The sequence below is a fragment of the Roseateles chitinivorans genome, assembly GCF_050632235.1.
In the GTDB taxonomy this organism is placed as follows: Bacteria; Pseudomonadota; Gammaproteobacteria; order Burkholderiales; family Burkholderiaceae_C; genus Roseateles; species Roseateles chitinivorans_A.
This window is the reverse complement of record NZ_CP192584.1, coordinates 4,312,080-4,335,996: the sequence shown is the minus strand read 5'-3', so window position 1 is coordinate 4,335,996 and position 23,917 is coordinate 4,312,080. Positions and strand designations below refer to the sequence as shown.

Below are 23,917 nucleotides of genomic sequence, written 5' to 3'. Positions count from 1 at the left end.
ATCCGAGCGCATCCCCGCGTTGACAGTGAGTCGACGGGGGAGACGGACTCCCTCTCGCGGGGGAATCGCGCACTGCAATTCGACGGACATCTGAAGATGAATGACAACAACGAGGGGGTAACCTACCCACAGCATTGACTCAACTGCTGAATCGCCGTTTCGCGCACATCGTCGTGTTCAGCGGCGCCGGCATGTCGGCCGACAGCGGCATCCCGACCTTCCGCTCCGGCAGCAACGGACTGTGGGGCGAATTCGATCCCCAGCAACTGGCAACACCTGGCGCCTGGGCGCGCGACAAGGAGACCGTCTGGGGCTGGTACGAATGGCGCCGCGGTCATGTGATGGCCGCGCAGCCGAATCCCGGCCACGTCGCGGTAGCGCGGCTGCAGCGCGAATGCGGCGCGCAGGTCGTGACGCAGAACGTCGATGACCTGCATGAGCGCGCGGGCGTCGAAGGCGCCTTGCACCTGCACGGCAGTCTCTTCGCGGCGCGATGCGACCGGTGCGGTGCGCGCGCCGATCTGGACGACCCGCCGCCTGAAGCGCAACGCCGGCTGACGCCGCCGACCTGCGCGGCATGCGGCAAGGGGTCGATCCGCCCCGGCGTCGTGTGGTTCGGCGAGCCGCTCGACGACGAGGTCGTGAACGCCGCGACGCGGCGCATCGCCCGGTGCGACCTGCTGCTGATCGTCGGCACGTCCGGCGTCGTCTATCCGGCAGCGGGCATGGTCGGGCTGGCCCCGAAGGACGCGGTGATCGTCGAGATCAATCCGCAGTCCGGGGAGGTGGCCGCCCAGGTGGACCACCGGTGGCAGACGACCGCGGCGCTCGGCCTGCCGATCCTCGCGGATTGGCTCGCCGACGCGGCATCGGGCGACCGCCGGGCCGGACTCAGGCCTTCGGCGGACGCTTGACGCCGTAACGCGGGCCGAGCTCGGCCCACAGGAATTCCGCGTCGTAGACCTTGCCGTCGGCGCTCCCGGCCGGCTTGTCGTGGAAGCACTGGATCGTCAGCGTCGTCGCCGGCTGCTTGCGCGTGACCGTCTTCGCCTCGCTGTAGGTCGTCGTCGAGACCGACCTGGTCTCGTTGCCTTCGGTCTTGGTCGAGGTCTCGGTCGTCTGCGTCGCCGGCACGTCGTAGCTGCTGGTCAGCACGTCGTTGCGCTCCTCGACGACGGCGAAGTAGCGGTAGCCCTTCGTCAACGTCACCTCGGCGCTGCGCAGCAGGGCCTGGTCCGCCGCCTTGGACGGCACGTCGTCCTGGTAGCCGGCGAAGGTCACGCGGTACCGGTCCTGCGCGAGCGGCGCGTCGCTGTAGCCATAGCCGCCGAACATGCGGGTATAGGACGTGAAAGCGCAGGCGTTCAGCAGCGCCAGCGCACCGATGGCGATCCATTTCTTCATTCAGGGTTCCTCCTCGGGGGCGACTGTCCGGAAGCGCCGTGACCGTCTCATTGCGGTCATGTTGCGGAATGCTTGGCAGTCGTCAGCAATTGCTGGTTCGAATAACGCGGCGGATTGTCGCCGGTTGACTGCCGAGGCTGCTGGCCCTCACCCCGCCCTCTCCCGCAAGCGGGAGAGGGAGTGAGAATGCACCGAGCCATTCGTTGCAGGAGCACTGGGGTGGCTCCCTCTCCCGCACTGCGGGAGAGGGTGGGGGTGAGGGCCAGCGGCGCCACGAACCGCGCAGTGCGGATTGGACCACCGGTCGAGGCAAGACCTGTCACCGCTCGAAGCGGTAGCCCACGCCGTAGATCGACCGGATCCGGTCCGTGCCGGCGCCCGCGCGCTCCAGCTTGCGCCGCAGGTTCTTGATGTGGCTGTCGACCGCGCGCTCGGTGACCTCGCGGCCGTCCACGTGCAGCAGATCCAGCAGCTGCGTGCGCGCATACACGCGCCCGGGCTGCGCGGCCAGGATGTGCAGCAGCCGGAACTCGATCGGCGTCAGGTCCAGCGGCTCGCCACGCCAGCTGGCGGTCCAGCCGGCCTCGTCGACGGACAGCGCCTCGCTGCCGGCCGCGAAGGCGGCCACCGCGGCGGCCGTCGCCATCTCGTGCGCGCGGCCGCGGCGCAGCGCCGCCTTCACCCGCGCCATCACCTCGCGCGGGCTGAACGGGTTCTTCGCGATGTAGTCGTCCGCGCCGGTCTCGAGCCCGGCAAGCCGGTCCGACTCATCCGCCCTGGCCGTCAGCATCAGGATGGGCACGCTGCTCATCGCGCGCAGCGTGCGGCACAGCGTCAGCCCGTCGATGCCGGGCAGCATCAGGTCCAGCAGGATCAGGTCGTGGCGCCGCGCCGTCCACGCCGGGATCACCTCGCGGCCGTCGGCCACGCATTCCGGCTCGTGTCCGGCCGCGCGCAGGTAGTCCGCCAGCAGTGCTGCCAGCTTGGGTTCGTCCTCGACCACCAGCACCCGCGACGGACCCGGCTCCATCGGCATCGGCGCCAGGCCCGACCCCGACCCCGATCCCGATCCCGATCCTTGCCCTGATCCGGAAGCCGATCCGCCCCCGGAACCGGAACCGGCACTCGATCCCGCGCCGTTCTCAGACATGGACCGGCAGCTCCACGCGCATCCACAGGCCGCCGAGCGGGGAGGGGCGCGCCTCGATGCGGCCCTCGTGCGCCTCGGCGATGCGCTGGCAGATCGACAGCCCCAGCCCCGATCCGCCACCGCGCCGGCTGCGCGACGCATCGACGCGGAAGAAGCGCTCGAACAGCCGCGGCAGGTGCTCCGGCCCGACGCCGGGCGAGGTGTCCTGCACGTCGATCACCGCATGCTCGCCGCTGCGTCGCGCGCTGATGCTCAGCGCGCCGCCGGCATCGGTGTAGCGGCAGCTGTTCTCGACCAGGTTGCCCAGCAGCTGCCGCAGCCGGCGCTCGTCGCCGAAGACGCGCAGCGGCTGTTCCGGCAGGTCCAGCTGCAGCGTCAATCCACTGCCATGCAGCCGCTCGCCGAAGGCGCCGGCCGTCACGTCGATCAGCTCGCGCAGGTCGACTTCCGACTTGCGGTAGGCGAGGGCGCCCACGTCCGCCATCGAGAGTTCATGCAGGTCGTCGACCAGCTTGTGCAGGATGCCGACCTCGCCCTGCAGCGAGCGCAGCGCCTGTGCGTCGAGCTTGCGCACGCCGTCCTCCAGCGCCTCCAGCTCGCCATGCAGCACGCCCAAGGGCGTGCGCAGCTCGTGCGAGACGTCGGCGAGGAACTCGCGCCGCATCGCCTCGTTGCGCTGCAGGGTCAGCGCCAGCTGGTTGAAGTCGCGGCCCAGACCGGCGATGTCGTCGTTGCTGCGCGTCTCCGGCACGCGGACCTCGAAGTCGCCCGCCGCGAGGCGGTGCGTGGCGTGGGCGACGCGCCGCACCGGACTCAGCAGCCGGCGAGAGATCCAGAACGCGACCGCGCCCGCGAGCAGCACGGCCGCGCCGCCCACCACCCAGGCCGAGCGCAGCTGCGCGTCGTAGAAATGCTTTTCGGCGCCCGGGCTCACCGATTCGATCGGGGTCAGCGTCAGCCAGCCGACGGTGAGGCCGTCGACGATGATGGGCCGCTCCACGGTCGGCTCCACCGGTCCCGCATAACCGGCGACGCGCTCGCGGTTTTCGTCGAACAGCGTGAAGCGCCGCGTCGCGCCCGTCAGCTCGGCCGGGCCGTGCTTGACCGCCGGCATGTCGGCCTCGGGCACCAGCGGCCGCAGCAGGCGGCCCCAGAGCTCCGGTTTCTCGCGCAGGAAATCCCAGCTCTTGCCGTTCTCGCGGTAGCCGGCGGTGACGCTGGTCCGGGCCAGTTCCAGCCGGTTGATGCCCTGCTCGTTGAGGTAGCCGATGAAGTCCCGGTTCAGGTTGATGTGCGAGAACACGCCCATCGCCAGCGCGACCGCCATGGCGGTGCTGAAGACGGCGGCGAAGAGCCGGGCGGTGAGGGTGAACGAGAGCTTCATCCGGAAGAGGGGCAGGAGCGCGGTGCGGACCGGGGGAACGAGCGGCGCCCATCGGGTCGGCGCAGAGGGTCGGAACGAGTGGCAGTGTGCCGAAAGTGATGGGAAAACCGTCGACGGACGGGATGATGAGGGCGTCCGCGTGCGACGGGCAAGCCATCCGGGCGGAGGCCGCGCGCCTGACGCGATCTTCAAGGTCTCTCCACATTCGTGGACGAGCATCCGCCGCCATGCCGAAGAAGATTCTGACATCCACGTCGTTGAAGTCCCTGATCCCGCCGCGCACCCCGCGCGCGCCGTCCCTGGGTCCGATCGCTGCGGCGCTGGCCGCCCTGGCCGTGCTGGTGCTCGCCGGCTGCGGCGAGAAGAAGGACGAGACCGCCAAGCGCGCCCCGCCCGAGGTCGGCGTGGTCGTGGTGACGACGCAGGACGCGCCGCTGGCGCTGGAGCTGCCGGGCCGGCTGTCCGCCAGCCAGGTCGCCGAGATCCGACCGCAGGTGACCGGCATCGTGCAGAAGCGGCTCTTCGAGGAAGGCAAGCTGGTCCGTGCCGGCCAGCCGCTGTACCAGCTCGACGCCGCGACCTATGAGGCCGAGCGCGCCCGCACCGCCGCCGCGCTGCAGAAGGCCGAGGCCCAGGTGGCCGTCGCCCGCAGCCGCGCCGAGCGCGACGCGGAACTGCTCAAGGCCGACGCCCTCAGCCGCCAGAGCGCCGACGACAGCGCCAGCACGCTGCGCCAGGCGCAGGCCGACGTGGCCGTGGCCCGCGCCGCGCTCGACGCCGCGCGCGTGCAGCTGGACCGGACCCGCATCACCGCGCCGATCTCCGGCCGCATCGAGGTGTCGACGGTGACCGCCGGCGCGCTGGTCACCGCCGCCCAGACGCAGGCGCTGACCACGGTGCAGCAGCTCGATCCGATGCACGTGGACATCGTCCAGAGCAGCGCCGAGATCCTGCAGCTGCGCCGCCAGCTCGACGCCCGCAGCGGCAGCAGCAGGATCAAGCTGGTGCTCGAGGACGGCACCGAATACTCGCGTCCCGGCACGCTGCAGTTCAGCGGCGTGACGGTGGACCGCGGCACCGGCGCGGTCACGCTGCGCGCGATCGTGCCCAACCCGGACGGCGCGCTGCTGCCCGGCATGGTGGTCCGGGCCAAGCTGCTGGCCGGCGTCGACAGCGGCGTGATCCTGGTTCCGCAGCAGGGTGTGACGCGCTCGCCCACCGGCGAGGCGACCGCGCTGGTCGTCGGACCGGAGAACAAGCTGCAGTTGCGCCAGCTGGTGCTGACCCGCGCGGTCGGCAACCAGTGGCTGGTCGCCAGCGGCCTCAAGGCCGGCGACAAGCTCGCGATCGAAGGCCTGCAGCGCGTGCGCGCCGGCCAGCCGGTGACGCCGGTGCCGGCGGGCATGAAGAAAGGCGGCGCGGCGGGCGCCAGCGGCAAGCCGGCTGCAGCCTCCGCGGCGGCTGCCGTCGCGGCGGAGACCGGCGGCCCGGCCGCGTCGGCGGCGACGCAGCCCGGCGCGCCTGGGGACTCGACCTCCGGACCGGCGACCGGCTCGGCCTCCGGCGCGGGGCGCTGACACCATGGCATCGTTCTTCATCGACCGGCCCATCTTCGCGTGGGTCATCGCGATCGTGATCATGCTGGCCGGGGCCGCCGCGGTGCGCATTCTGCCGCTGGAGCGCTACCCCGACATCGCGCCTACCCGCATCTCCATCAACACCAGCTACCCGGGCGCGGCCGCCAAGGCCATCGAGGACTCGGTGACGCAGGTCATCGAGCAGAACCTCAAGGGCATCGACGGCCTGTTCTCGATCGAATCCAGCAGCAACGCCTCGGGCGGCGCCAGCACCGTGCTGAGCTTCGTCGCCGGCACGGATCCGGACCTGGCGCAGATGCAGGTCCAGAACAAGGTCTCGCAGTCGCTGTCGCGGCTGCCGCAGGCGGTGCAGGCGCAGGGCGTGCGCGTGACCAAGGCGGGCACCGAGAACCTGATGGTCATCATGCTGACCAGCGACAACCCGGCTGTGACCTCCGCCGACCTGGGCGACTACCTGTCCAGCACGCTGGTCGACATCGTCAGCCGCATCGAGGGCGTGGGCGACGTCAACGTCTTCGGCTCCGGCTACGCGATGCGCATCTGGCTGGACCCGGCGCAGCTGCAGCGTTACGCGCTGGTCCCGGGCGACATCCGCAGCGCGCTGCTGGCGCAGAACACCGAGGTCTCGGCCGGCCAGCTCGGCGCCCAGCCGGCGCCCGAAGGCCAGCGCCTGACGGCCATCATCACCGCGCGGGCCAAGCTCACGACGGCCGAGCAGTTCCGCAACATCGTGCTGCGCGTGCAGCCGGACGGCTCCGCGCTGAAGCTGGGCGACGTCGCCCGCGTGGAGCTGGGCCGCGACAGCTACACCACCAACGTCAAGAGCACCGGCCAGACGGCCGCGGGCATGGCCATCCTGCCGGCCAGCGGCGCCAACGCGCTCAAGACCGCCGAACTGGTGAAGGCCAAGCTCGCGGAGCTGGAACCCTTCTTCCCGCACGGGATGAAGTCGACCATCACCTACGACACGACGCCCTTCATCAGCGTGTCCATCGAGGGCGTGGTGCACACGCTGATCGAGGCGATGGTGCTGGTCGTGGCGATCATGTACCTGTTCATGCAGAACCTGCGCGCGACGCTGGTGCCGGCGATCGCCGTGCCGGTCGTGCTGCTGGGCACCTTCGGCGTGCTGGCGGTGGCGGGCTACTCGATCAACTCGTTGACGATGTTCGGACTCGTGCTGGCCATCGGCCTGCTGGTGGACGACGCGATCGTCGTGGTCGAGAACGTCGAGCGCCTGATGCGCGAGGAGGGCCTGAGCCCGCGCGACGCGACCCGCGAGAGCATGAAGGAGATCAGCGGCGCGCTGGTCGGCATCGCGGTCGTGCTGTCGGCGGTGTTCATCCCGATGGCCTTCTTCGGCGGCTCGACCGGCATCATCTACCGCCAGTTCTCGATCACGGTGGTGAGCGCGATGATCCTGTCGGTGCTGGTGGCGATGAGCCTGTCGCCGGCGCTGTGCGCGACGCTGCTCAAGCCCGTGCACAAGGGCGAGCATGCGGCCCACGGCGGCCCGTTCGGCAAGCAGCTGGACTGGTTCTTCGGCGGCTTCAACCGCCAGTTCGACAAGTTCAGCGAGCGCTACACGGCGCGCGTGCGCTGGCTGACGGCGCGTGGGGTGCGCAGCTTCGCCGTCTACCTGCTGCTGATCGTCGGCATGGCGTTCCTGTACAAGTCGCTGCCGACTTCCTTCCTGCCGGACGAGGACCAGGGCAGCCTGCAGATGCAGGTCCGCATGGCGCCGGGCGCCACGGCCGAGCGCATGGAAGCGGTCGCGCAGGCGATGGAAACCTATCTGGCCGAGCAGAAGGAAGTGCAGTTCTACAACCTCGTGCGCGGCGCCAACGGCGACCAGGGCTCGGGGCAGGGCTTCATCCGGCTGACCGACTGGAAGGATCGTCCGGAAAAGCAGCAGGGCGCCGCGGCGCTGGCCGAGCGCTTCAGCCGCGAGCTGGGCAAGAAGATCCGCGACGCCAACATCTTCATCGTGCAGCCGCCGACGGTGCGCGGCCTGGGCGGCAGCTCCGGCATCCAGCTGTTCCTGCAGGACCTGGGCGGCGTCGGCAACGAGGCGCTGGCCGAGGCACGCGAGCGCCTGATCGACGAGGCCAACAAGCATCCCGAGCTGGCGCGCGCGCGCATCAACAGCCTGACCGAGACGCCGCAGCTGCAGATCAACATCGACGACCACAAGGCGGGCACGCTGGGCGTGGCGACGACGACGATCAACGACACGCTGTCGATCGCGCTGGGCAGCAGCTACGTCAACGACTTCATCGACCGCGGCCGCGTCAAGCGCGTGCTGGTGCAGGGCGAGGGCGCCTACCGCGCCGACCCGGACGCGCTGCGCCACTGGTACGTGCGCAACGCCAGCGGCGCGATGGTGTCCTTCAACGCCTTCGCCACGGCGACCTGGCAGAACGGTCCGCGCCAGCTGGTCCGCTACAACGGCAGCGCGGCGTACGAGATCCAGGCCGACGTGCCGCCGGGCGTGAGCTCCGGTGCGGCGATGAAGGCGATGGAATCCATCCTGCGCGAGATGCCTCCGGGCATCGGCTTCGAGTGGTCCGGCCGCAGCTATCAGGAGCGGCTCTCGGGCGACCAGGCGCCGATGCTGTATGCCGTGTCGGTGCTGTTCATCTTCCTGTGCCTGGCGGCCCTGTACGAGAGCTGGTCCGTGCCGTTCAGCGTGATGCTGGTCGTGCCGCTGGGCATCATCGGGGCGCTCGCGGCCAGCCACCTCGGCGGGCAGCAGAACGACGTGTTCTTCCAGGTCGGGTTGCTGACCACGGTGGGCTTGTCGGCGAAGAACGCGATCCTGATCGTGGAGTTCGCCGAGACCTTGCGAGGGCAGGGGATGAGCGTGCTCGAGGCGACCTTGAAGGCGTGCCGGCAGCGATTGCGGCCGATCCTGATGACCTCGCTGGCCTTCATGATGGGCGTGCTGCCGCTGGCCTTCGCGAGCGGCGCGGGCTCGGGCTCGCAGCGCGCCATCGGCGTCGGCGTTCTCGGCGGCATGGGCAGCGCGACGCTGCTGGGGATCTTCTTCGTGCCGCTGTTCTACCTCTGGGTGAAGCAGCGCTTCAGCCGGGCCAAGCCTGCGCATGCAGCAGCGACCGGCCACGATGCCCATGGCGCCGGCGACGCGGCCAAGCCGGAGGTGCGGACATGAAGAGCACCATCACTCTGACGATGCGACTCTCCGCGATCCCGCTGCTGCTGGGTTTGAGCGCCTGCGGCAGTCTGGTGCCGAGCACCGACGCGCCACGCCCGCCGCTGCGCGAGGACTTCCGTCCGAACGCGGCCTCATCGCCCACCGCCCCGGCTTCATCGGCATCGACGACGCCAGCGGCCTCGCACGAATGGCGCGGCTTCTTCGCCGATGCGCGGCTGGACGAGGTCGTCGCGACGGCGCTCGACCAGAACCGCAGCCTGCGCGCGAGCGCGGCCGCCGTCGAACGCGTGCGGGCGCAGTACCGCGTGACCGCCGCGGACCGGCTGCCGGAGATCGGCGTCGGCGCGTCCGCGACGCGCCAGCGCACGACCAACGGCGACGGCGCGACGACGACCTACGGCGTCAACCTCGGCCTGGCGAGCTACGAGATCGATCTCTTCAACCGGCTGGGCAGCCTGGAAGGCGCGGCGCTGTCGCGCTTCCTCGCCGAGCAGGAGACGCAGCGCAGCGCGCGGCTGAGCCTGGCCGCGGAAGTCGCGACCGCATGGCTGTCGCTGGCGGCGGCGCAGCAACGCCTGGCACTCAACCGGGAACTGCGCGACAGCCAGCAGCGTTCGCTGGACCTGGCGGAGCGGCAGTACGCGCTCGGCGCGGCTTCCGGGCTCGATCGTGCGCGAGCGCGCACGGCGTTCGAGTCCGCGCGCGGCGACGCGGCGGAGAGCGTGAGCGCGGTGACGCAGGCGCGGCTGCAGCTGGAGCTGCTCGTCGGTCAGCCGCTGCCGGATCGGCTGCTGCCGACCGCGCAGGAGGCGCAAGGCGCAGCGGGCGTTCCCACGGCCTCAATCGGGTCGACTGCATCGGGCGTGACGGCTTTGCCGGCGATTCCCGGCGGTCTGCCTGCCGAAGTGCTGCTGCAGCGGCCCGACCTGCGCGCGGCCGAGCGGCGCCTGCGCGCGGCGGCCTTCGACGTCGGCGCGGCGCGCGCGGCGCGGTTCCCGCGCCTGACGCTGACGGCCAGCGCCGGGACGCGCAGTCCCGATCTGGACGGCCTCTTCAAGAGTGGCAGCGGCGTGTGGAGCATCGTGCCGCAGATCGATCTGCCGATCTTCGACGGCGGCCAGCGCCGCGCGCAGGTCGAGGTCAGCGAGGCCAGCCGGCAGGAAGCGCTGGCGGGCTACGAGTCCGCGCTGCAATCGGCCTTCCGCGAAGTCGCGGATGCGCTCGCGGTGCGCGATCAACTCGCGGAGCGGCTCGATGCGCAGCAGGCGCAGGTCGACGCGGCCGAGCAGTCGCAACGGCTGGCTGAACGCAGCTACCGCCTCGGCGGCAGCAGCCAGCTGGAGCTGCTCGATGCGCAGCGTCAGTTGACGACGGCCAGGCGCGCGCTGGTCACGCTTCGCCAGACCGAGCAGGCCAATCGCGTGGCGCTGCTGAGGGCGCTCGGCGGACGCTGGACGCAGTGAGGGGAACCCTGAGCCTCAAGCGTTCGCGGCGATGCGAAAGTCTTTGATGAGGTCTTTCGAATCCGAATAAATCGAAAATAAAGCTTTCGATTTATGTTGTAAGGAAAGAAAAAACGTGGCGTAAACCATATTCGAAAGAATTCGATGGCTTCCTAGACTCCCCTGGTCATTCACCACGACCAGGGGATTTCATGAAGCAAGCCACGCGTCCGGACACGTCGATGAACCCGTCGACCCACACGGCGTTCCACACGTTCACCCGTCTTTCCGCCGTCGTCGCGCTGGCCGGCGCGGCGGCCGGTTTCTCGACCACGGCCGCGGCGGCGCCGACCGGCTTCGGCCTGATCGCCTACTGGGGCGAGACTGCCAGCACCTACGGCGGGCAGGTGCCCTCGGGCAGCTACGTCGTCATCAATCCCAACAGCGGCGCGCAGGGGCTGAGCGCGAGCCAGGTCACCAACTGGAAGGCGGTCATCGCCAACATCCGCGCGCAGGGCGGCAAGGTGCTGGGCTATGTGCCGACCGGCTACGACCGCAACACCGCCGACGAACTGAGCCGCTACAACGCGATCCCCGCCGAGTTCTCGGCCTACAAGAACACGCTGGGCGGCGTCGACGGCTTCTTCTTCGACGAGGCCGCGCACGACGACGCCTCGCTGACCGACGCGCAGAAGTGCAGCGGCACGCCGTCGAAGTGGGCCAACGTGCGCTCGATGGTGTCGGGCTCCGGTGCGGGCGGCATCAAGGTCTGGAACGCGGGCTGGCCGGGCGCGAGCGGCTGCTTCGTCAGCGCGGCGCAGTCCGGCGAGCACATCGTGATGTACGAGGCCGCGTACGCCGACTACCTCAACGGCGCGAGCTGGCTCAACGGCGACGTGCAGAACCTGGCGACCTCGCTCAACGTCAAGACCTGGCTCCTGATCCATTCGGCGACGCAGGCGCAGATGCAGGCCACCCTCAAGGGCACGACGGCCAACTACGTGTACGTGACCAGCATGACCTACAACCCCAGCCTGCCGTGGGGTGGGCCGATCTGGAACTACACGCCGACCTACTGGGGCAACGAGACGACCAGTGGCACCGAGCGCTGGTGTCTCAAGAGCTTGAAGAGCGGCGGGAGCTGCTGACACCCAGCCGAGGCCAGGCCCGCGCCGCGAGTGGCGACGTGGCGACGTGGCGACCTGGCCTCGTGGCCAGGGTTCGCCATGAAAAAGGGGAGAGCCGCCTTCCAGCGACTCTCCCCTTGCCATCGCGGGGTTGCCCCCTCGCGGCTTACTTCAGCGTATAGCTCTGCTGCGCCGTGTCATACGCGCCGTTGCGCGCCGGATCCCAGTAGGTGAAGCTGTAGCGCACGACGTCGCCCTTCTTCAGGCCGTTCACCGTGAACGCGTTGCCGCTGCCTTCCTTGAGCATGCGCACGTTCAGCTGGCCACCGCCGTTGACCGTGTAGTGCACGTCGGCCCAGGTGCCCGTCGCCTGCGAGAACTTCACCGTGGTCGCCGTCGGCTGGCTGATGCCGTCCGGCGTGGTCGGCGTGGTCGGCGGGTTCGGGTCCGTCGGCGTCGTCGTGCCCGTATCCCAGTACACGTCGTCGATCGCGAACTGGAAGGCCTGCGTCGGCAGCTTGGTGTTGTCGCCCGAGAACATGAAGATGTCCGCGATCGACTGCAGCGCGACCTTCGGTCCGATCAGCGTCGAGATCGGCACCGTCGCCGTCGCCCACTCGCCGTTGCGCACCAGGCCGAAGGCCGTCGTGTTCGCCGGGAAGTTCACCCAGTTCTGGTTGGTGAAGGTATCGCCGATGCCGATGTTGAACGACACGTTCGCCGGGATCTTGATGCGGAACTTCAGGTTGCCGTTGCGGTAGTTCGTGAGGTCACGCAGCTGGCGCGCCTGGATGCCGCCGCCGTACCACTGGCCCGGCGTGTTGTAGCTCCACGCGATGACGTTGGTGCCCTCGGCCGGCTGGATGTTGCCCGCGCCGGTCGAGGCGCCGTTCCACAGGAAGATGTCCGACGTGCTACCGGCCTGCAGCTTGTTGGTGATCGCGGTGTTGTCCGTGAACACGCCGAACTTGCCCGCCGCTTCCGGCACGGTCTGGTTGCCCAGCTTGACCTCGCCCTTGCCGTCGAGCTCGTACACGCGGACGTAGTCCACGTACATCGTGCCCGGCAGCGGCGCCGTCACCTGCGACGGATTGGCCGCGTCGGTGAAGTTGCCGCCGACCGCCAGGTTCAGCAGGAAGTAGTACGGGGCGCGCAGGGCGTCGGTGTTCACCGGCAGCGGCTGGTCGTACATGTCGTGCTCGCCGTCGTCGTCGACGACGGTGAAACGCATCTGGCTGTCGGTCCAGTAGAAGCGGTACTTGACGAAGCGGTTCGCGAACGATTTCGTCGGCTTGTACCAGTTCTTGGTCTGCCAGGCCGTCGAGGCGGCGCACGATTCATTGCCCGGCACGCAGGCGGCCTGCGCCCAGGTGATCACGTTGGCGCCGACGAAGTAGTCCGGCCCTGGCGCGCCTGCGGCGGCCCAGGCGGACGACTTGTGGCCCAGCTCGGCGATGTCGATCTCGCCCTTGCGCGGCCAGACCTGCGGGCTGGTGCCCAGCAGCCACGCGGCCGGCCACAGGCCGGTCTGGAGCTGCGGCGTCGCCATGCGGATCTCGATCATCCCGTACTTGACCTGCACCTTGTTGAAGGTGTCGAGCTTCCCCGAGGTGAACTCGTTGCTGCCGATGGTCTGCCGGCGCGCCTGGATGGCCAGCGCGCGCGTGCCCGCTTCGAACGGCACGTTGGCGATCGAGAGGTTGTTGGGGCTGTAGTACTCGAGCTCGGCATTGCCGTAGCCGCAGAGGTTGATCTGGCAGCCGTTGCCGTCATAGGGCGTCCAGAGCGAGGTGTTCAACGAGGTGCCGTTGAATTCCTCCGACCACAGCAGGCGGCCGATGGTGGGGTTGGTCACGCTGGCGTGGGCCTGGGCGGCGCCCAGGACCAGCAGGCCCAGGGCCACGGCCTTCAGGGTGCCGGGAGCCTCGAAACGATTCCGAAAACGCATGTCAATCCTTCATCGCAAGGGTGCGAATCGATGGTGGAAGTCCTGCCGCCGGAAACAGCGCGGCAGTGGCGGGAAGGGCGCCGCCGGGCGGTGAGCCCGGCGGACCCTTCGATGCGGGGAGATCCGATCCGGCTTACCAGCCGATCGTGTACGTCACCGTGGTCGGCGCGTTCGTGTGCAGCGACGGGCTGAAGCCGCCGACGTCGTCGTAGGCGAAGCCGTACGCCAGGCCGTAGCCGTTGGCGGCGCCTTCGGTGCCCTTGATCGAGTGGTCATGCCAGAACTTGGCGAACCAGTTGCCGCGCGTGCCGGCCGGGTAGAAGGCCGCCGGGCGGTACCAGTCGGCCGGGGTGGCCAGCACGTGGCGGTTCAGCGCCGCGCACACCTGCGCCTGGATCTGCAGCTGGATCGACTTGGCCGCGTCGGCCGGCGTGTCGACCTGGAAGCTGCCGTCGGGCTTGCGCGGATCGTCCAGCTTGCCCGAACCCAGGAAGACCTCGGCCGTATTGGGCTTGCCGTTGATGTAGTACGTGCCGTTCGAGCGCCCGCCGGTGAAGACGAAGCGGTTGGTGCTGCCGTCCACGCGGCCGCGGAAGGTGCCCAGGTTGTCCAGCGTGAAGACCAGGTCCTGCGTCTTGAAGCGGTTCCACATGTCGCCGATGTAGCCGTCCAGGTAGGCGCCGTTCACGTCGCCCGGGCGGAAGGTGAAGTGCGCCGGCGCCAGGATGCGGGTGCGGTAGGGGACGTTGGCGAAGTTGGGATCCGCCAGGCTGCGGAACTCGGCCGGCACTTCCTGCTGGAACTTGGTGAACAGCGCGTCGCGCGACTCGGTCAGCGGCTCGCCGACGGTCTTGTCGTAGCCGCCCAGGCCCTGCACGCGCAGCTTCAGCGGGAAGCCGAAGTGGTCCACGCGGGTCGTGTTGATGAAGATGCCCTGGTCCGGCTGGCCCTTGGGGATCAGCGCGAACTCGCCGAAGTCGAAGATCACGTCCAGGTTGGGATCGCTCGAGTTCTCGATGTTGGCGCCGGCGTAGGCGATGTTGCCCGCGCCGTCGGTGTTGACCTCGATGAACATCGGGCTGCCGACCGACATCAGCACGCGCGCCGAGTTGACCGGCGGGATCGTGATCTGCCGGGTCTGCGACAGCGGGAAGAAGTAGTTGGCGTACTTGCGGCCGTTCTTCGTCACCGTGTTGTCGGACAGGCGCATCGGCACGACGTTGCCGGCGGCGTCGACGTACACGAACTCGCCGGTCTGCCAGCTCTTGCCGATGATGGCCCAGTAGACCTGCGAGTCGGGCCAGCGGCCGTTGGTCGCGTTCTCGATCTTGAAGGTGGTCTTGGCGTTCCAGTCGGCAGGATTGCCGGGGTTGCCCGGGGTGGTCGGCGGCGTGCCGGGATCGGTCGTGCCGCCGCCGGTCGTGACGGTCGCCGTGAAGCGGGCGCTGTCATAGGCCGGGTTGCCGTTGTTGTACGTGAACCAGTAGTCCACGCGGGTGCCGGCGGCCGCGCCCGGCAGGGCCAGCTCGTAGCGCGCCGCGCCGCCGTTGAAGGGCATGCGCAGATTCTGCTGCGCGCCGCCGTTCAACTGGTAATGCGCGTCGACCCAGGTCGTCGCGACGTTGGACTTGAACCAGAGCGTGGCCTGGCTGCCGTTGAACGCGACGCCGTGCGAGAAGCTCGCATTGGACTGCGCCTGCGTGGTGGGCGCGCTGAAGCTCAGCGCGAGGAAGGCCAGGCAGGCGCCCAGCCAGGAGAGGAGGCGATTCATGAAGTCTCCAAGAGTGTTCGATGGTGTGCTGGAGTGCACCGATCGGCGCGGCCGGCCAGCGTTCTGCGACGCTCGTCCGGGTCCGCGACTTTTCTCCTGCGCAACCATCGTAGGCAAAAGCCGCGGATTCTGAAAGCGCTTTCACAAATTGGAGGTATGCGATTGAAACCGCTTGAAAGCGGCGGTCGCCGGATGCGCCTGCAGCGGCGGCGTGAGCGCCGGGGCGATGTCCGGGTTTCAGGCGACGCGGGCGGGCGCGGTCCGGATGCCGGAAACGCCGCCGGGCGAGGAGCGGCACGGGTTGGCACGGACCTCGCTTATCGTCATGGCCGCTTTTTCTCCACGTGGTGGTGATGCCCGATGCCGACACCTTCCGCAACGTCTGATGCCGAGTTCTCGTTCCGCCGGATCGCCGTGCCCGCGTTCGGGCCGTCGATGCTGTTCGGCCTGGGCGAGGGCGCGATCCTGCCGATCGTGCCGCTGATGGCGCGGGACCTGGGGGCATCGGTGTCGATGGCGGCCTTCGTGGTGACGCTGATCGGACTGGGCTCGCTGCTCAACAACATCCCGGCCTCGGTGATCACGATGCGCTGGGGCGAACGCTGGGCGATCGTCGCGGCGGGCGTCTGGAGCGCGCTGGGCATGGCGCTGTGCGTGCTGCTGCCCGGCGTGCTGGCGCTGGGCATCGGCTGCTTCATGGTGGGCATGTCCCAGGCGGTCTACAACCTGGCGCGGCAGAGCTACCTGACCGAGGCCGTGCCGGCCGCATATCGGGCGCGGGCGCTGTCGACGCTGGGCGGGGTGATGCGGATCGGCATGTTCATCGGGCCGTTCCTGTCGGCGGCGGCGGTGCATGCGTTCGGGCTGCAGGCGGCGTTCGGCGTCGGCATCGCGGGCGTGCTGGCCGCGGCGGCGATCGGCGCGCGGCTGCCGGACCTGGAGGCACCGCCGCATCCGGCCGGCGCGGCCGCGCCGGCGCCGGTTTCGCTGAAGTCCATCGTGGCCGACCACCGCAAGGTCTTCCTGACGCTGGGCCTGGGCGTGATGCTGGTCAGCGCGGTGCGCGCGTCGCGGCAGGCGGTGATCCCGCTGTGGGCGGACCACCTGCTGCTGGCACCGGCGGTGACCTCGCTGATCTACGGCATCTCGGGCGGCATCGAGATGCTGCTGTTCTACCCGGCGGGCCGCGTGATGGATCTGAAGGGCCGCCGCTGGGTGGCGGTGCCGTCGATGGCGATCATCGGCCTGGCGCTGCTGGCAATGCCGTTCACGGTCGGTTTCACGACGCTGCTGATCGCCGCGACGGCGATCGGTTTCGGCAACGGCATCGGCTCGGGCCTGATCATGACGCTGGGCGCCGACCACGCGCCGCGCCACGGCCGCGCCTACTTCCTCGCGGTGTGGCGCTTCCTGTCCGACGTCGGCGGGTCCTGCGGACCCGCTCTGCTGTCGGCGCTGGTGGCGACGGCGTCGCTGGCCGGCGGCATCGCCGTCACCGGCCTGCTGGCGATGCTGGCGGCGACGTTGCTGGGGATGTGGATCCCGGCGAAGGTGGCCGAGCGGTCGCGTTGACATCGACGCGGCGGACCAGGACCGCCGTGATGTGGACGGGGACCCACGCTTCCCCGATCTTCAGCATGGCCGTCCGTTGATGATCGACCTCCAGCGGCCAGGGCTGTCCCGCGCGGAGGCGATAGTCGTCCTTGACTTGATAGTGCAGGCTCGAGACGTCCACGACGTCGTCCGGGCCTCTCGGAGATCCCTCCGGGCCGAGCCCCAGCTGCTTGCGCAGTTGCTGGAGGACAGGCCCCAGCACGGTGTGCATCTGTTCAGGCGGCACGGTCTGGTCGACGGTGACCTTGAAGGCCGACGTGTCGTCGGGCGCGTCCGTCGTGACGGTCCGGGAGACCGGCACATGCTGGCCGAACAGCGCAAAGCTCACTGGCGCCGTGTCCGTCGTCGTCGTCCCCGCGATGAACGAATGCCCCGCGCGCTGGTAGGCGTGTCTCAGCAGTTCGAGCAGCCAGCGGGACCAGGGGCCTTCCGCGTCCGCAGCCTGCTCGAGGCTCCGCCGCACCGCGTCACGTCGTGCGTCGGACAAGTCCGGACGGGCCAGCAACTCGGCGGCGATCTGCCGGGAGGCCGCGAGCAGATCGTCCTGGTTGACGATCCCGATGAGGCGACCCTCGTCGTCGACGGCGACGTCGAACGGCGCCTTGAGGAAGGCGTGCAGGATGAGGGCGTTGTCGTCCTGGCTGGTGGCGGAGGTCCTGGTGGTCGGCCTCGGGTCGTCGCCGTCCGACGCCACCGCGACGGATCGGCGCCAGCGGTGGATCCAGCGTCCGTCCTCCCGACGGAGCACCTCGGCGGACAGCTCCTCCGCCCGCTTGTCCTGGCCGCCCAACATGGCGGAACTCATGCCCAACAGGCGGAAGGTCGCCCGGTCGCCCACCGACCAGCCGGCCGGGATCGACAGGGTCTCCTCGACCGCGAGGGCGGGTGCGGACAGGGCGGCGAGCCAAAACGAGGCGAAGAGGCCCGCCGCGGCGCGGCGCGGCAGGCGAGGGGCGAAGATCGACGGCGGCACGACAGGCTTCGGGGATGACGGGGCCGCCAATGTAGACCAGCGCCCGCCGGCGCTATCGCCGGGCGGCCCCGATTACGGTGAAATGCGGCAATCCCGTCAAGGCCTCCGCGCTGATCCCGCGCCGGTCCATCACCGGCGGGACGAGGGCCTCCCGCCAGCGATCCTCGAAGGCCTCCACCTCGCGCAGGTAGCGGACGTGGCTGGCCGCGCCGGTGCCGGCGAGCCGCTCGCCGGTCAGCGTCAGTGCCAGTCCCGGCGACAGCCACGACCATCGCCCGACCCATGCGGCCTGCCGCAGGCGCGCGTCGTCGAAGCGCCGCATCAGCGGGCGCAGTGCGCGGTCCTGGTCCAGCACGCGCGGCACGAAGCTGGCGGGCCACGTCGCCGGCAGTGAGGCGGGGATCGTCGGATGCGCGGCGTACCAGGCGCGGGCGAGGGCGTCCTCGTGCGTCTCGCTGTCCTGCTGCGCCTCGCGGATCTGCACGATCGCGGCCAGGCGCGACGGCATCGGCGCCTCGCGTTGCGCGCCCCAGACCAGGCCGGCGGGAACGACGAAGGTCAGCATCAGCCACAGGCCCAGCGCGGCGAGCATCGTGGCGGGGCCGGACAGCGGCAACGCGGAGAGCATTCCGCCGAACGCCACCCACACCGCGCAGAAGACCGCCAGCGCGAGCGCCCAATGCCCGGCCGCGTCGACCGAGGCACCAGGGTCGAGCAGCAATGCCGGCAGGGTGCCGAGCAGGGCCAAGCCCCACAGCGCGAAGAACCGCCACCCGAGTGCCGCGAGCAGCACCGGCGTCATGCCACGTCGCGCCTGCACGCGCAGCAACCCGAGGCGACCCTGCTCGCGTTCCTCCTGCAGCAGTCCGGCGCAGAGCGCCAGCGCGACCAGCGGCAGCAGCAGCGCGACCAGGGCGGGAACGCCGGGCAGGCCGCTGTCGACGAGCAGCGGGTTGCGCAGCGGCCCGGGAGGCCGGGCGTCCACATGGCGGCTGTCGAGCGTGGCCTTGAGCTGCGCCGGCAGCACGCGCAGCCGGTCGACGCCGAGGGCGAGTCCGCCCTCGACCGGCAGGCGCGTCGCGCCGAGGTCGCCCCGGCCCAGCTGGTAGGTCTCCTGCGCGGCGGCGGGGCCGGGTGGCAGGGCACTGAACTGCGCGACGGCGGCGGTGACGAGCGCGGTCCGCCGCACCTCGTCCGCAGCGGCGGCCTGCCGCCACTCGCGGGCTTCCCACCCGGCGGACAGCGCCCCGGTCAGCAGCGCCAGCAGCAGGGCGCCCAGCGCGATCCAGGCGAGCGGCTGGCGTCGCAGCCGCAGTCCTTCGGCGCGCCAGGTGTCGAGATCGGGAACGACGCTCATGGGACCACCTTCCGCGCGCTGAACCAGAGGCCGCCGAATGCCGCCGTGAGCCACAGCGTCAGCAGGCCGAGGTCCGGCAATGCCGCGCCCAGGGTGAAGCGCCAGCCGGGCGGCTCGTAGGTCCAGGCGGGCATCGCCTGCCATTGCGCGTCGCCGGCATAGCGGCTCTCGAACGACGTCAGGCCGCGCGTCGCGTCGCGGTCCCATTCGTCCATGCGGGTCGTGAAGGTCTGGCGGTACTGCTCGGCCGCGTCCTCGAAATGGCGACGGTGCGCGAGGTCCGTGCCCGCGAGTGCCCCGCCGACCGCGTGCATCGAGGCGTAAGGGCTGATCGCGGTCAGGCCGCGCAGCAACTTCTGCTGATGCCACTGCGCTGCCCACAGCGCGTCGAAATGCAGCGCATGCACGCGCGCGGCGTAGGCGTCGCGGTACAACCGCCGCGCGGCGTTCGCGCCGAGCGGCAGCTCGTCGAGCCGGCTCACGCCGTGCTCGGCGAGCAGCCTGGACTCGAAGGCTTGCAGGCGCTGCTTCGCGTCGCCGTCGCCGGGCAGTCCCTGGTCGATGTCGCGGCCGATGGCGGCCCAGAAGTCCTGGCCCGTCGGCAGCGGCGACAGCCGCTGGACGGCCGCCGCGCCCAGGCGAGGCACGAGGAAGACGGCGGCGACCCACAGGCCGATCAGGGTCAGCAGCGCGGCGCGGGAGGTGTGGCAGCACGCGGAGACGATCACCGTCACCGCGGCCCAGACGGCGCAGGAGACAAGCAGCGCGGCGCCGAACGCGATCGCCGCCATCACGCCGTTGCCGTCGACGACGAACCAGGCGCCCAGCAGCAGCGCCGGGAGCAGCACCAGCGACACGGCCGCGCACAGGCCGAGCCACTTGCCGAAGATCGTCGGCCGGGCGCGCAGGCCGCAGGCTTGCAGCATGCGCAAGGTGCCGGACTCGCGTTCGCGGGTGACCGCGCCGTGACCGAGCACCGCGATCAGCAGCGGCACCAGCGCGCCCAGCACGAAGGCCGGCGTCAGTTCGCCGAGACCGAGGGCCGGCGCCGCGTCCGCCGCCGGCGTGAACATCGCCATGTTGCGCTTGTGCGGCTCCAGCCACAGCGCCTGTCCGGCCTGCGCATCGATGCCGGGCTCCACCGCGGCCAGCGGCGAGGCCGGCTTGAACGCATAGAGCCCGAAGTGCGCGCCCCGGTGCGGATGCTTGTCGCCCTGGTGGTCCCATTGCGCGCGCGAGGCGGCCTCGACCTCCCGCCGTTCCTGCTCGGCGAGATCGAGCCGTTGCTGCGCCAGCGCGAGCATCGCGGTGAACAGCAGCATCAGCGCCGCGCCCAGCACCCACAGACGCCCGTCCCGGAGCTGCGCGCGCATCTCCTTCATCACGAGGGCGGCCATCATGACGACAGCTCCCCGGCGGCGCGCGCGCCGCGGCGCGCGCTTCCGGCCGTTTCACCAGACACCTGGCCGGACACTTGGCCGGACACTTGGCCGGACGCGCCACGCACAGGGCCATGCTCGTCGCCCCGCGCATGCCGGAGGTAGAGGCGCTCCAGCTCCTCGTGCGCCACGCCGCGCGCCTCGAATTCGGCGACGAGGCGGCCCTCGCGCAGGATGCCGATGCGGTCCGCGACCTGCAGCGCGTTGAAGAGGTCGTGCGTCGCCATCAGGATCGCCATGCCCGCGTCGCGGGCGTCGAGCACCCCGCGCGCGAACTCGTTCGCCGCCGACGGGTCGAGGCCGGAGGTCGGCTCGTCCAGCAGCATCGCGCGGGCCTGTCGCGCCTTCGCGATCGCGAGGCCGACCTTCTGCCGCATGCCCTTCGAATAACCGTCGACGCGGCGCGAGTGCGCCTCGGCGGGCAGGCCCGACGCCGAGAGCAGGTCGCAGGCGCGCCCGAAGTCGATCCGCAGTCCGGAGAGCGTGCAGAAGTACTGCAGGTTCTCGATGCCGGTGAGGTAGGGGTAGAGGGCGACGTTCTCGGGCAGGTAGGCGAGCCGGGCGCGCGCGCCCTGCGGGTCGCGCGTGGCGTCGATGCCGTCGACCAGCGCCTGGCCGGCCGCCGCCGGCACGAAGCCGAGCAGCGCGTTGAGCGTCGTGGTCTTGCCCGCGCCGTTGCCGCCCAGCAGCGCGTAGACGCAGCCGGGCGGCACCCGCAGGTCGAGCGCGTCGAGCGTCACGCGCGCGCCGCGACGCACGACGAGACGCCGGGTCTCGAGCAGCAGGGCGGCGCTCATCAGAAGAAGACCTTCAGCGACGCGCCGACGGTGCTGCGCGGCACCGGCGAGAGCATCAGGCCGGCGGCACTGCCGTAGGCGATCTCGGTGCCGTAGCGGTGCGGCTGGAACACCGCGTACAGCGTCGCCTGCATCGACGCCCAGTCGTAGGTCGCGCGCAGGTCGTAGCGCGTGTAGACGGGCATCTCGCGCTCCTGCGTCGCGGGCGTGCCGACGTAGTAGGGGATGCCGGCGATGTAGTAGGCGTCGGCATTCAACGTCATCCGGCCTGCGCCCAGCGCGAAGCGGTGCTGCACGCCGCCCTTGATCTGCCGGCTGGGCACCGACAGCTTCGCGCCGGTGTTGGCCGCGGGGTTGTCCACCTGGGCTTCCAGGATGCGGCCGAGGCTGGCGTAGACGCTGGTCGACGCGGCGAGCTGCCAGCGCGTCTCCAGCTCGACGCCCTTGCGCGTCGTCTGGCCGACCGACTTGAACGAGCCGTCGGCCTGGCCGGTGATCTCGTCGTCGTTCTGGATGTAGTACGCCGTGCCGGACGCGGTCCAGCCGGCCAGCGGCGCGGTGGTGAAGCCGACGTCGTAGGAGCGGACCTTGCTCGGCGCCACCGGGCTGATGACGCCGCCGGCCGCGCCCAGCGGACCGGTCGCGCCGCTGCTGCTGATCTGCTCGGCCGCCGGCGAACGCATGCCCTGCGCGACGTTGGCGAACAGCTCGAGCGCCGGCAGGACGGACCATGACGCGCCCAGCTTGGGCGTCAGAACGCCCTTGCGGTAGCCGGTGCTGGCGGCCGGCAGCTTGAGGTTGTCGATGTCGTAGTCGAAGCGGTCGTAGCGCGCGCCGGCGCTGAGCTTGAGGTCGCGGACCGGTCGCCACTGCGCCTGCGCGAACACGCCGTAGGTGAGCAGGTCCAGGTCTTGCGCGTTGACGTAGTTGGCCGTCGGCGCGCGGCTGACGAAGATCCGGCGCGAGGCGTCGCCGCGGTCGGCGCGCGCCTCGGCGCCGACGGCGAGGGCGGCGTCCTCGCCCAGGCGGAAGTTCTGCAGGACGCGCCCGCCGAAGATGTTGCGGTGGTCGACGCCGACCGTGTGCGTCGTGTCGTTGGTGGTGATGCCGCGCGTGCGGTCGAAGCGCTCGGCGTAGGCCGTGCCGTACCAGCCGGCATCGCCTTCGGCGGGCGCGCGGTTCAGGACCAGCGAGCTGCGGCGGGCGTTGCCGAAGCCCGGGTTGTTGGCCTGCGTCGAGCGGGGGTCGAGGCCCTTCTCCAGATCGGGCAGCAGCAGGTAGCCGGCGGCGTCGAAGTCGGCGACGTAGCGCGTGAAGCGCAGGCTGTAGCGGGCGTCCCCCACGCGGGTGCCGAGTTTCCAGAAGACCGTGTCGCGGTCGGTGCGGGAATCGTGGCGGTAGCCGTCGTTGCGGTAGAGGTCGGCGACGAGCAGCGAGTCGATCTTCGGCAGTCCGCCGATGGACGTGCTGCCGGACGCGCCGTTCGAAGCCCCGCCGAAGGTGTTGGACAGCACGAGCGTGGCGCGGCGCAGGCCGTAGCGCTCGGCGCTGACGCCGAGGCTGGAAGGCGTCGCCGCGCCGCCGTCGCGGGTGCGGATGTCCACCGCGCCGGCGCGGTTCTGGTCGCCGTACAGCGCGGAGATCGGCCCCTTGACGACGTCGATGCCGCCGATCACGTCGCCGACCAGCCATTCGAGGAACACGGGACCGTGGCCGGCGCCGCCCTGGCTGGAGGGGATGTTCTGCGGCACGCCGTCGACGTAGACGGCGGTGTCGGCCCCGTGCGTGCCCTGCGTCGCGAAACCGCGCATGCGGAAGCCGTTGCCGGTCTCGCCCTGGTCGATGTTGTTGGCCAGGACGCCGGGCACGCGGCGGAAGACGTTGGAGATGTCGCGGCCGATGGTGGTCGAGGCGATGTCCTCCTCGCCCAGATGCTGGACGGAACCGGGCAGGGCGGTCGGCTTGAGGCTCAGTTCGTTGCGATCGCCGGGTTGGCGGAGCGTCGAGGCGGATTTGCCGGAGACCTCGACGCGTCGCAGCGCTTGCGCGTCGGTGGGCGTGTCTGTGGCCGGAGCAGGCGCCTCCGCATCCGCATGTGCGACGTCGACCGCGAAGGTCAACGCGAGGAGGAGGGCGAGGGGAGTCGGCGCGAAGCGGGAGGAGACGGACGAGAAACGATTCGAGTTCATGAGGGAAGGCCCGGGAAGAAGAGGGTCGACGCCAAGCGCGGCGCCACCCGGCACCGGAGGTGCGGATGAAGCCGTGAAGACGTGGAGAGGTCAGGCGTCCGGAGCGGACGGACTCAGGCCCGGGGTGGCCCTCGAGGATGCGCGGCCAGTGCGCAGCGACCGGTGGGCAGGCCACAGGTTGGCGCGATTGGCGGAGGAGACGCTTCCGCGTGGAAGCTGAAGACCAGTGGTGTGGCCGACGCGGCGAAGAGCTGCGCATGGAACAGGCACCACGCGCAACTGCCGCCCTTTACCTCGCCGGCGCCGCCACCATCGACGCCGTCGGTATTGCCATGATCGTCGAAGGCGAACGCGTCGGTCGCGGCGGAGACATCTGCTGCGACATCGGAGCCCCCGCCGTCAGCGGAGATCGCCGACGCGCCGACGATGTCAGCGATCGGCTGGCTCGCGTGCTTCGCCTCGTGCAACGGCCACGCCAGCAGCACGCTCGCCACCAGCAGGGCGAACGTCCACAGCGTGAGGGACCGGTTGAAACGAGGCATGGTCGCG

Annotated in this window: 17 protein-coding genes; 6 read left to right on the top strand and 11 right to left on the bottom strand. The window is 70.5% G+C overall.

Annotated elements, in window-relative coordinates:
• The first annotated feature begins 134 nt into the window (after positions 1–134).
• Positions 135–914 (top strand): SIR2 family NAD-dependent protein deacylase, encoded by a 780-nt coding sequence (locus ACQ859_RS19570; RefSeq protein ID WP_431262338.1) that lies wholly within the window; start codon positions 135–137, stop codon positions 912–914.
• Here the strand turns inward: ACQ859_RS19570 and ACQ859_RS19565 are convergent.
• From ACQ859_RS19565 to ACQ859_RS19555, 3 genes are all read right to left on the bottom strand, one after another.
• Positions 892–1,404 carry a CC0125/CC1285 family lipoprotein gene (locus ACQ859_RS19565; protein WP_431262337.1) on the bottom strand — a complete coding sequence of 171 codons (513 nt, stop codon included), beginning with the start codon at positions 1,402–1,404 and terminating at the stop codon, positions 892–894. The genes ACQ859_RS19570 and ACQ859_RS19565 overlap by 23 nt on opposite strands.
• Positions 1,405–1,723: 319 nt before the next feature.
• Positions 1,724–2,434, bottom strand: a complete 711-nt coding sequence (locus ACQ859_RS19560) for a response regulator (protein ID WP_431266602.1) — start codon at positions 2,432–2,434, stop codon at positions 1,724–1,726.
• 112 nt (positions 2,435–2,546) lie between these two features.
• The gene (locus tag ACQ859_RS19555; protein ID WP_431262336.1) at positions 2,547–3,938 is read right to left on the bottom strand and encodes an ATP-binding protein; all 1,392 of its coding nucleotides are present in this window, start codon (positions 3,936–3,938) and stop codon (positions 2,547–2,549) included.
• Between the two features lie 227 nt (positions 3,939–4,165).
• On the opposite strand from ACQ859_RS19555, the gene ACQ859_RS19550 reads away from it, so the two are divergent.
• The 4 genes from ACQ859_RS19550 to ACQ859_RS19535 all read left to right on the top strand — a co-directional run bounded on the left by ACQ859_RS19550 (position 4,166) and on the right by ACQ859_RS19535 (position 11,301).
• The gene (locus ACQ859_RS19550; RefSeq protein ID WP_431262335.1) at positions 4,166–5,515 is read left to right on the top strand and encodes an efflux RND transporter periplasmic adaptor subunit; all 1,350 of its coding nucleotides are present in this window, start codon (positions 4,166–4,168) and stop codon (positions 5,513–5,515) included.
• A gap of 4 nt (positions 5,516–5,519) precedes the next feature.
• Complete coding sequence (locus ACQ859_RS19545) at positions 5,520–8,708, top strand: efflux RND transporter permease subunit (RefSeq protein WP_431262334.1); 3,189 nt, start codon at positions 5,520–5,522, stop codon at positions 8,706–8,708.
• Positions 8,705–10,174, top strand: a complete 1,470-nt coding sequence (locus ACQ859_RS19540; protein ID WP_431262333.1) for an efflux transporter outer membrane subunit — start codon at positions 8,705–8,707, stop codon at positions 10,172–10,174. The genes ACQ859_RS19545 and ACQ859_RS19540 overlap by 4 nt, the downstream gene beginning before the upstream one ends.
• Positions 10,175–10,365: 191 nt before the next feature.
• Positions 10,366–11,301 carry a spherulation-specific family 4 protein gene (locus ACQ859_RS19535; protein ID WP_431262332.1) on the top strand — a complete coding sequence of 312 codons (936 nt, stop codon included), beginning with the start codon at positions 10,366–10,368 and terminating at the stop codon, positions 11,299–11,301.
• 145 nt (positions 11,302–11,446) lie between these two features.
• Here the strand turns inward: ACQ859_RS19535 and ACQ859_RS19530 are convergent, their stop codons facing one another.
• Together ACQ859_RS19530 and ACQ859_RS19525 are read right to left on the bottom strand one after the other, a co-directional pair.
• Positions 11,447–13,228 carry a glycoside hydrolase family 16 protein gene (locus tag ACQ859_RS19530; protein WP_431262331.1) on the bottom strand — a complete coding sequence of 594 codons (1,782 nt, stop codon included), beginning with the start codon at positions 13,226–13,228 and terminating at the stop codon, positions 11,447–11,449.
• Positions 13,229–13,361: 133 nt separating this feature from the next.
• Positions 13,362–14,999: a glycoside hydrolase family 64 protein gene (locus ACQ859_RS19525; RefSeq protein ID WP_431262330.1), complete on the bottom strand. Its 1,638-nt coding sequence runs from the start codon at positions 14,997–14,999 to the stop codon at positions 13,362–13,364.
• A 360-nt stretch (positions 15,000–15,359) separates the two neighbouring features.
• Here ACQ859_RS19525 and ACQ859_RS19520 point away from each other — a divergent pair, with 360 nt between their 5' ends.
• A complete protein-coding gene (locus ACQ859_RS19520) occupies positions 15,360–16,571 on the top strand; it encodes an MFS transporter (protein WP_431262329.1) in 1,212 nt (403 codons plus the stop codon).
• Here the strand turns inward: ACQ859_RS19520 and ACQ859_RS19515 are convergent.
• The 6 genes from ACQ859_RS19515 to ACQ859_RS19490 form a co-directional block, all read right to left on the bottom strand.
• Positions 16,492–17,586, bottom strand: coding sequence for a hypothetical protein (locus ACQ859_RS19515; RefSeq protein WP_431262328.1), 1,095 nt, complete (start codon positions 17,584–17,586; stop codon positions 16,492–16,494). The two genes, ACQ859_RS19520 and ACQ859_RS19515, sit on opposite strands and share 80 nt — an antisense overlap.
• A 52-nt stretch (positions 17,587–17,638) precedes the next feature.
• The gene (locus ACQ859_RS19510; RefSeq protein WP_431262327.1) at positions 17,639–18,943 is read right to left on the bottom strand and encodes a DUF3526 domain-containing protein; all 1,305 of its coding nucleotides are present in this window, start codon (positions 18,941–18,943) and stop codon (positions 17,639–17,641) included.
• Entirely contained in the window at positions 18,940–20,343 is a 1,404-nt protein-coding gene (locus ACQ859_RS19505) for a DUF3526 domain-containing protein (RefSeq protein WP_431262326.1), read from the bottom strand. Before ACQ859_RS19505 ends, ACQ859_RS19510 begins: the two co-directional genes overlap by 4 nt.
• Positions 20,340–21,179 (bottom strand): ABC transporter ATP-binding protein, encoded by an 840-nt coding sequence (locus ACQ859_RS19500; RefSeq protein WP_431262325.1) that lies wholly within the window; start codon positions 21,177–21,179, stop codon positions 20,340–20,342. The genes ACQ859_RS19505 and ACQ859_RS19500 overlap by 4 nt, the downstream gene beginning before the upstream one ends.
• Entirely contained in the window at positions 21,179–23,368 is a 2,190-nt protein-coding gene (locus ACQ859_RS19495) for a TonB-dependent receptor (protein ID WP_431262324.1), read from the bottom strand. The genes ACQ859_RS19500 and ACQ859_RS19495 overlap by 1 nt, the downstream gene beginning before the upstream one ends.
• A gap of 113 nt (positions 23,369–23,481) precedes the next feature.
• Positions 23,482–23,910 (bottom strand): hypothetical protein, encoded by a 429-nt coding sequence (locus tag ACQ859_RS19490; protein WP_431262323.1) that lies wholly within the window; start codon positions 23,908–23,910, stop codon positions 23,482–23,484.
• Positions 23,911–23,917 lie beyond the last annotated feature (7 nt).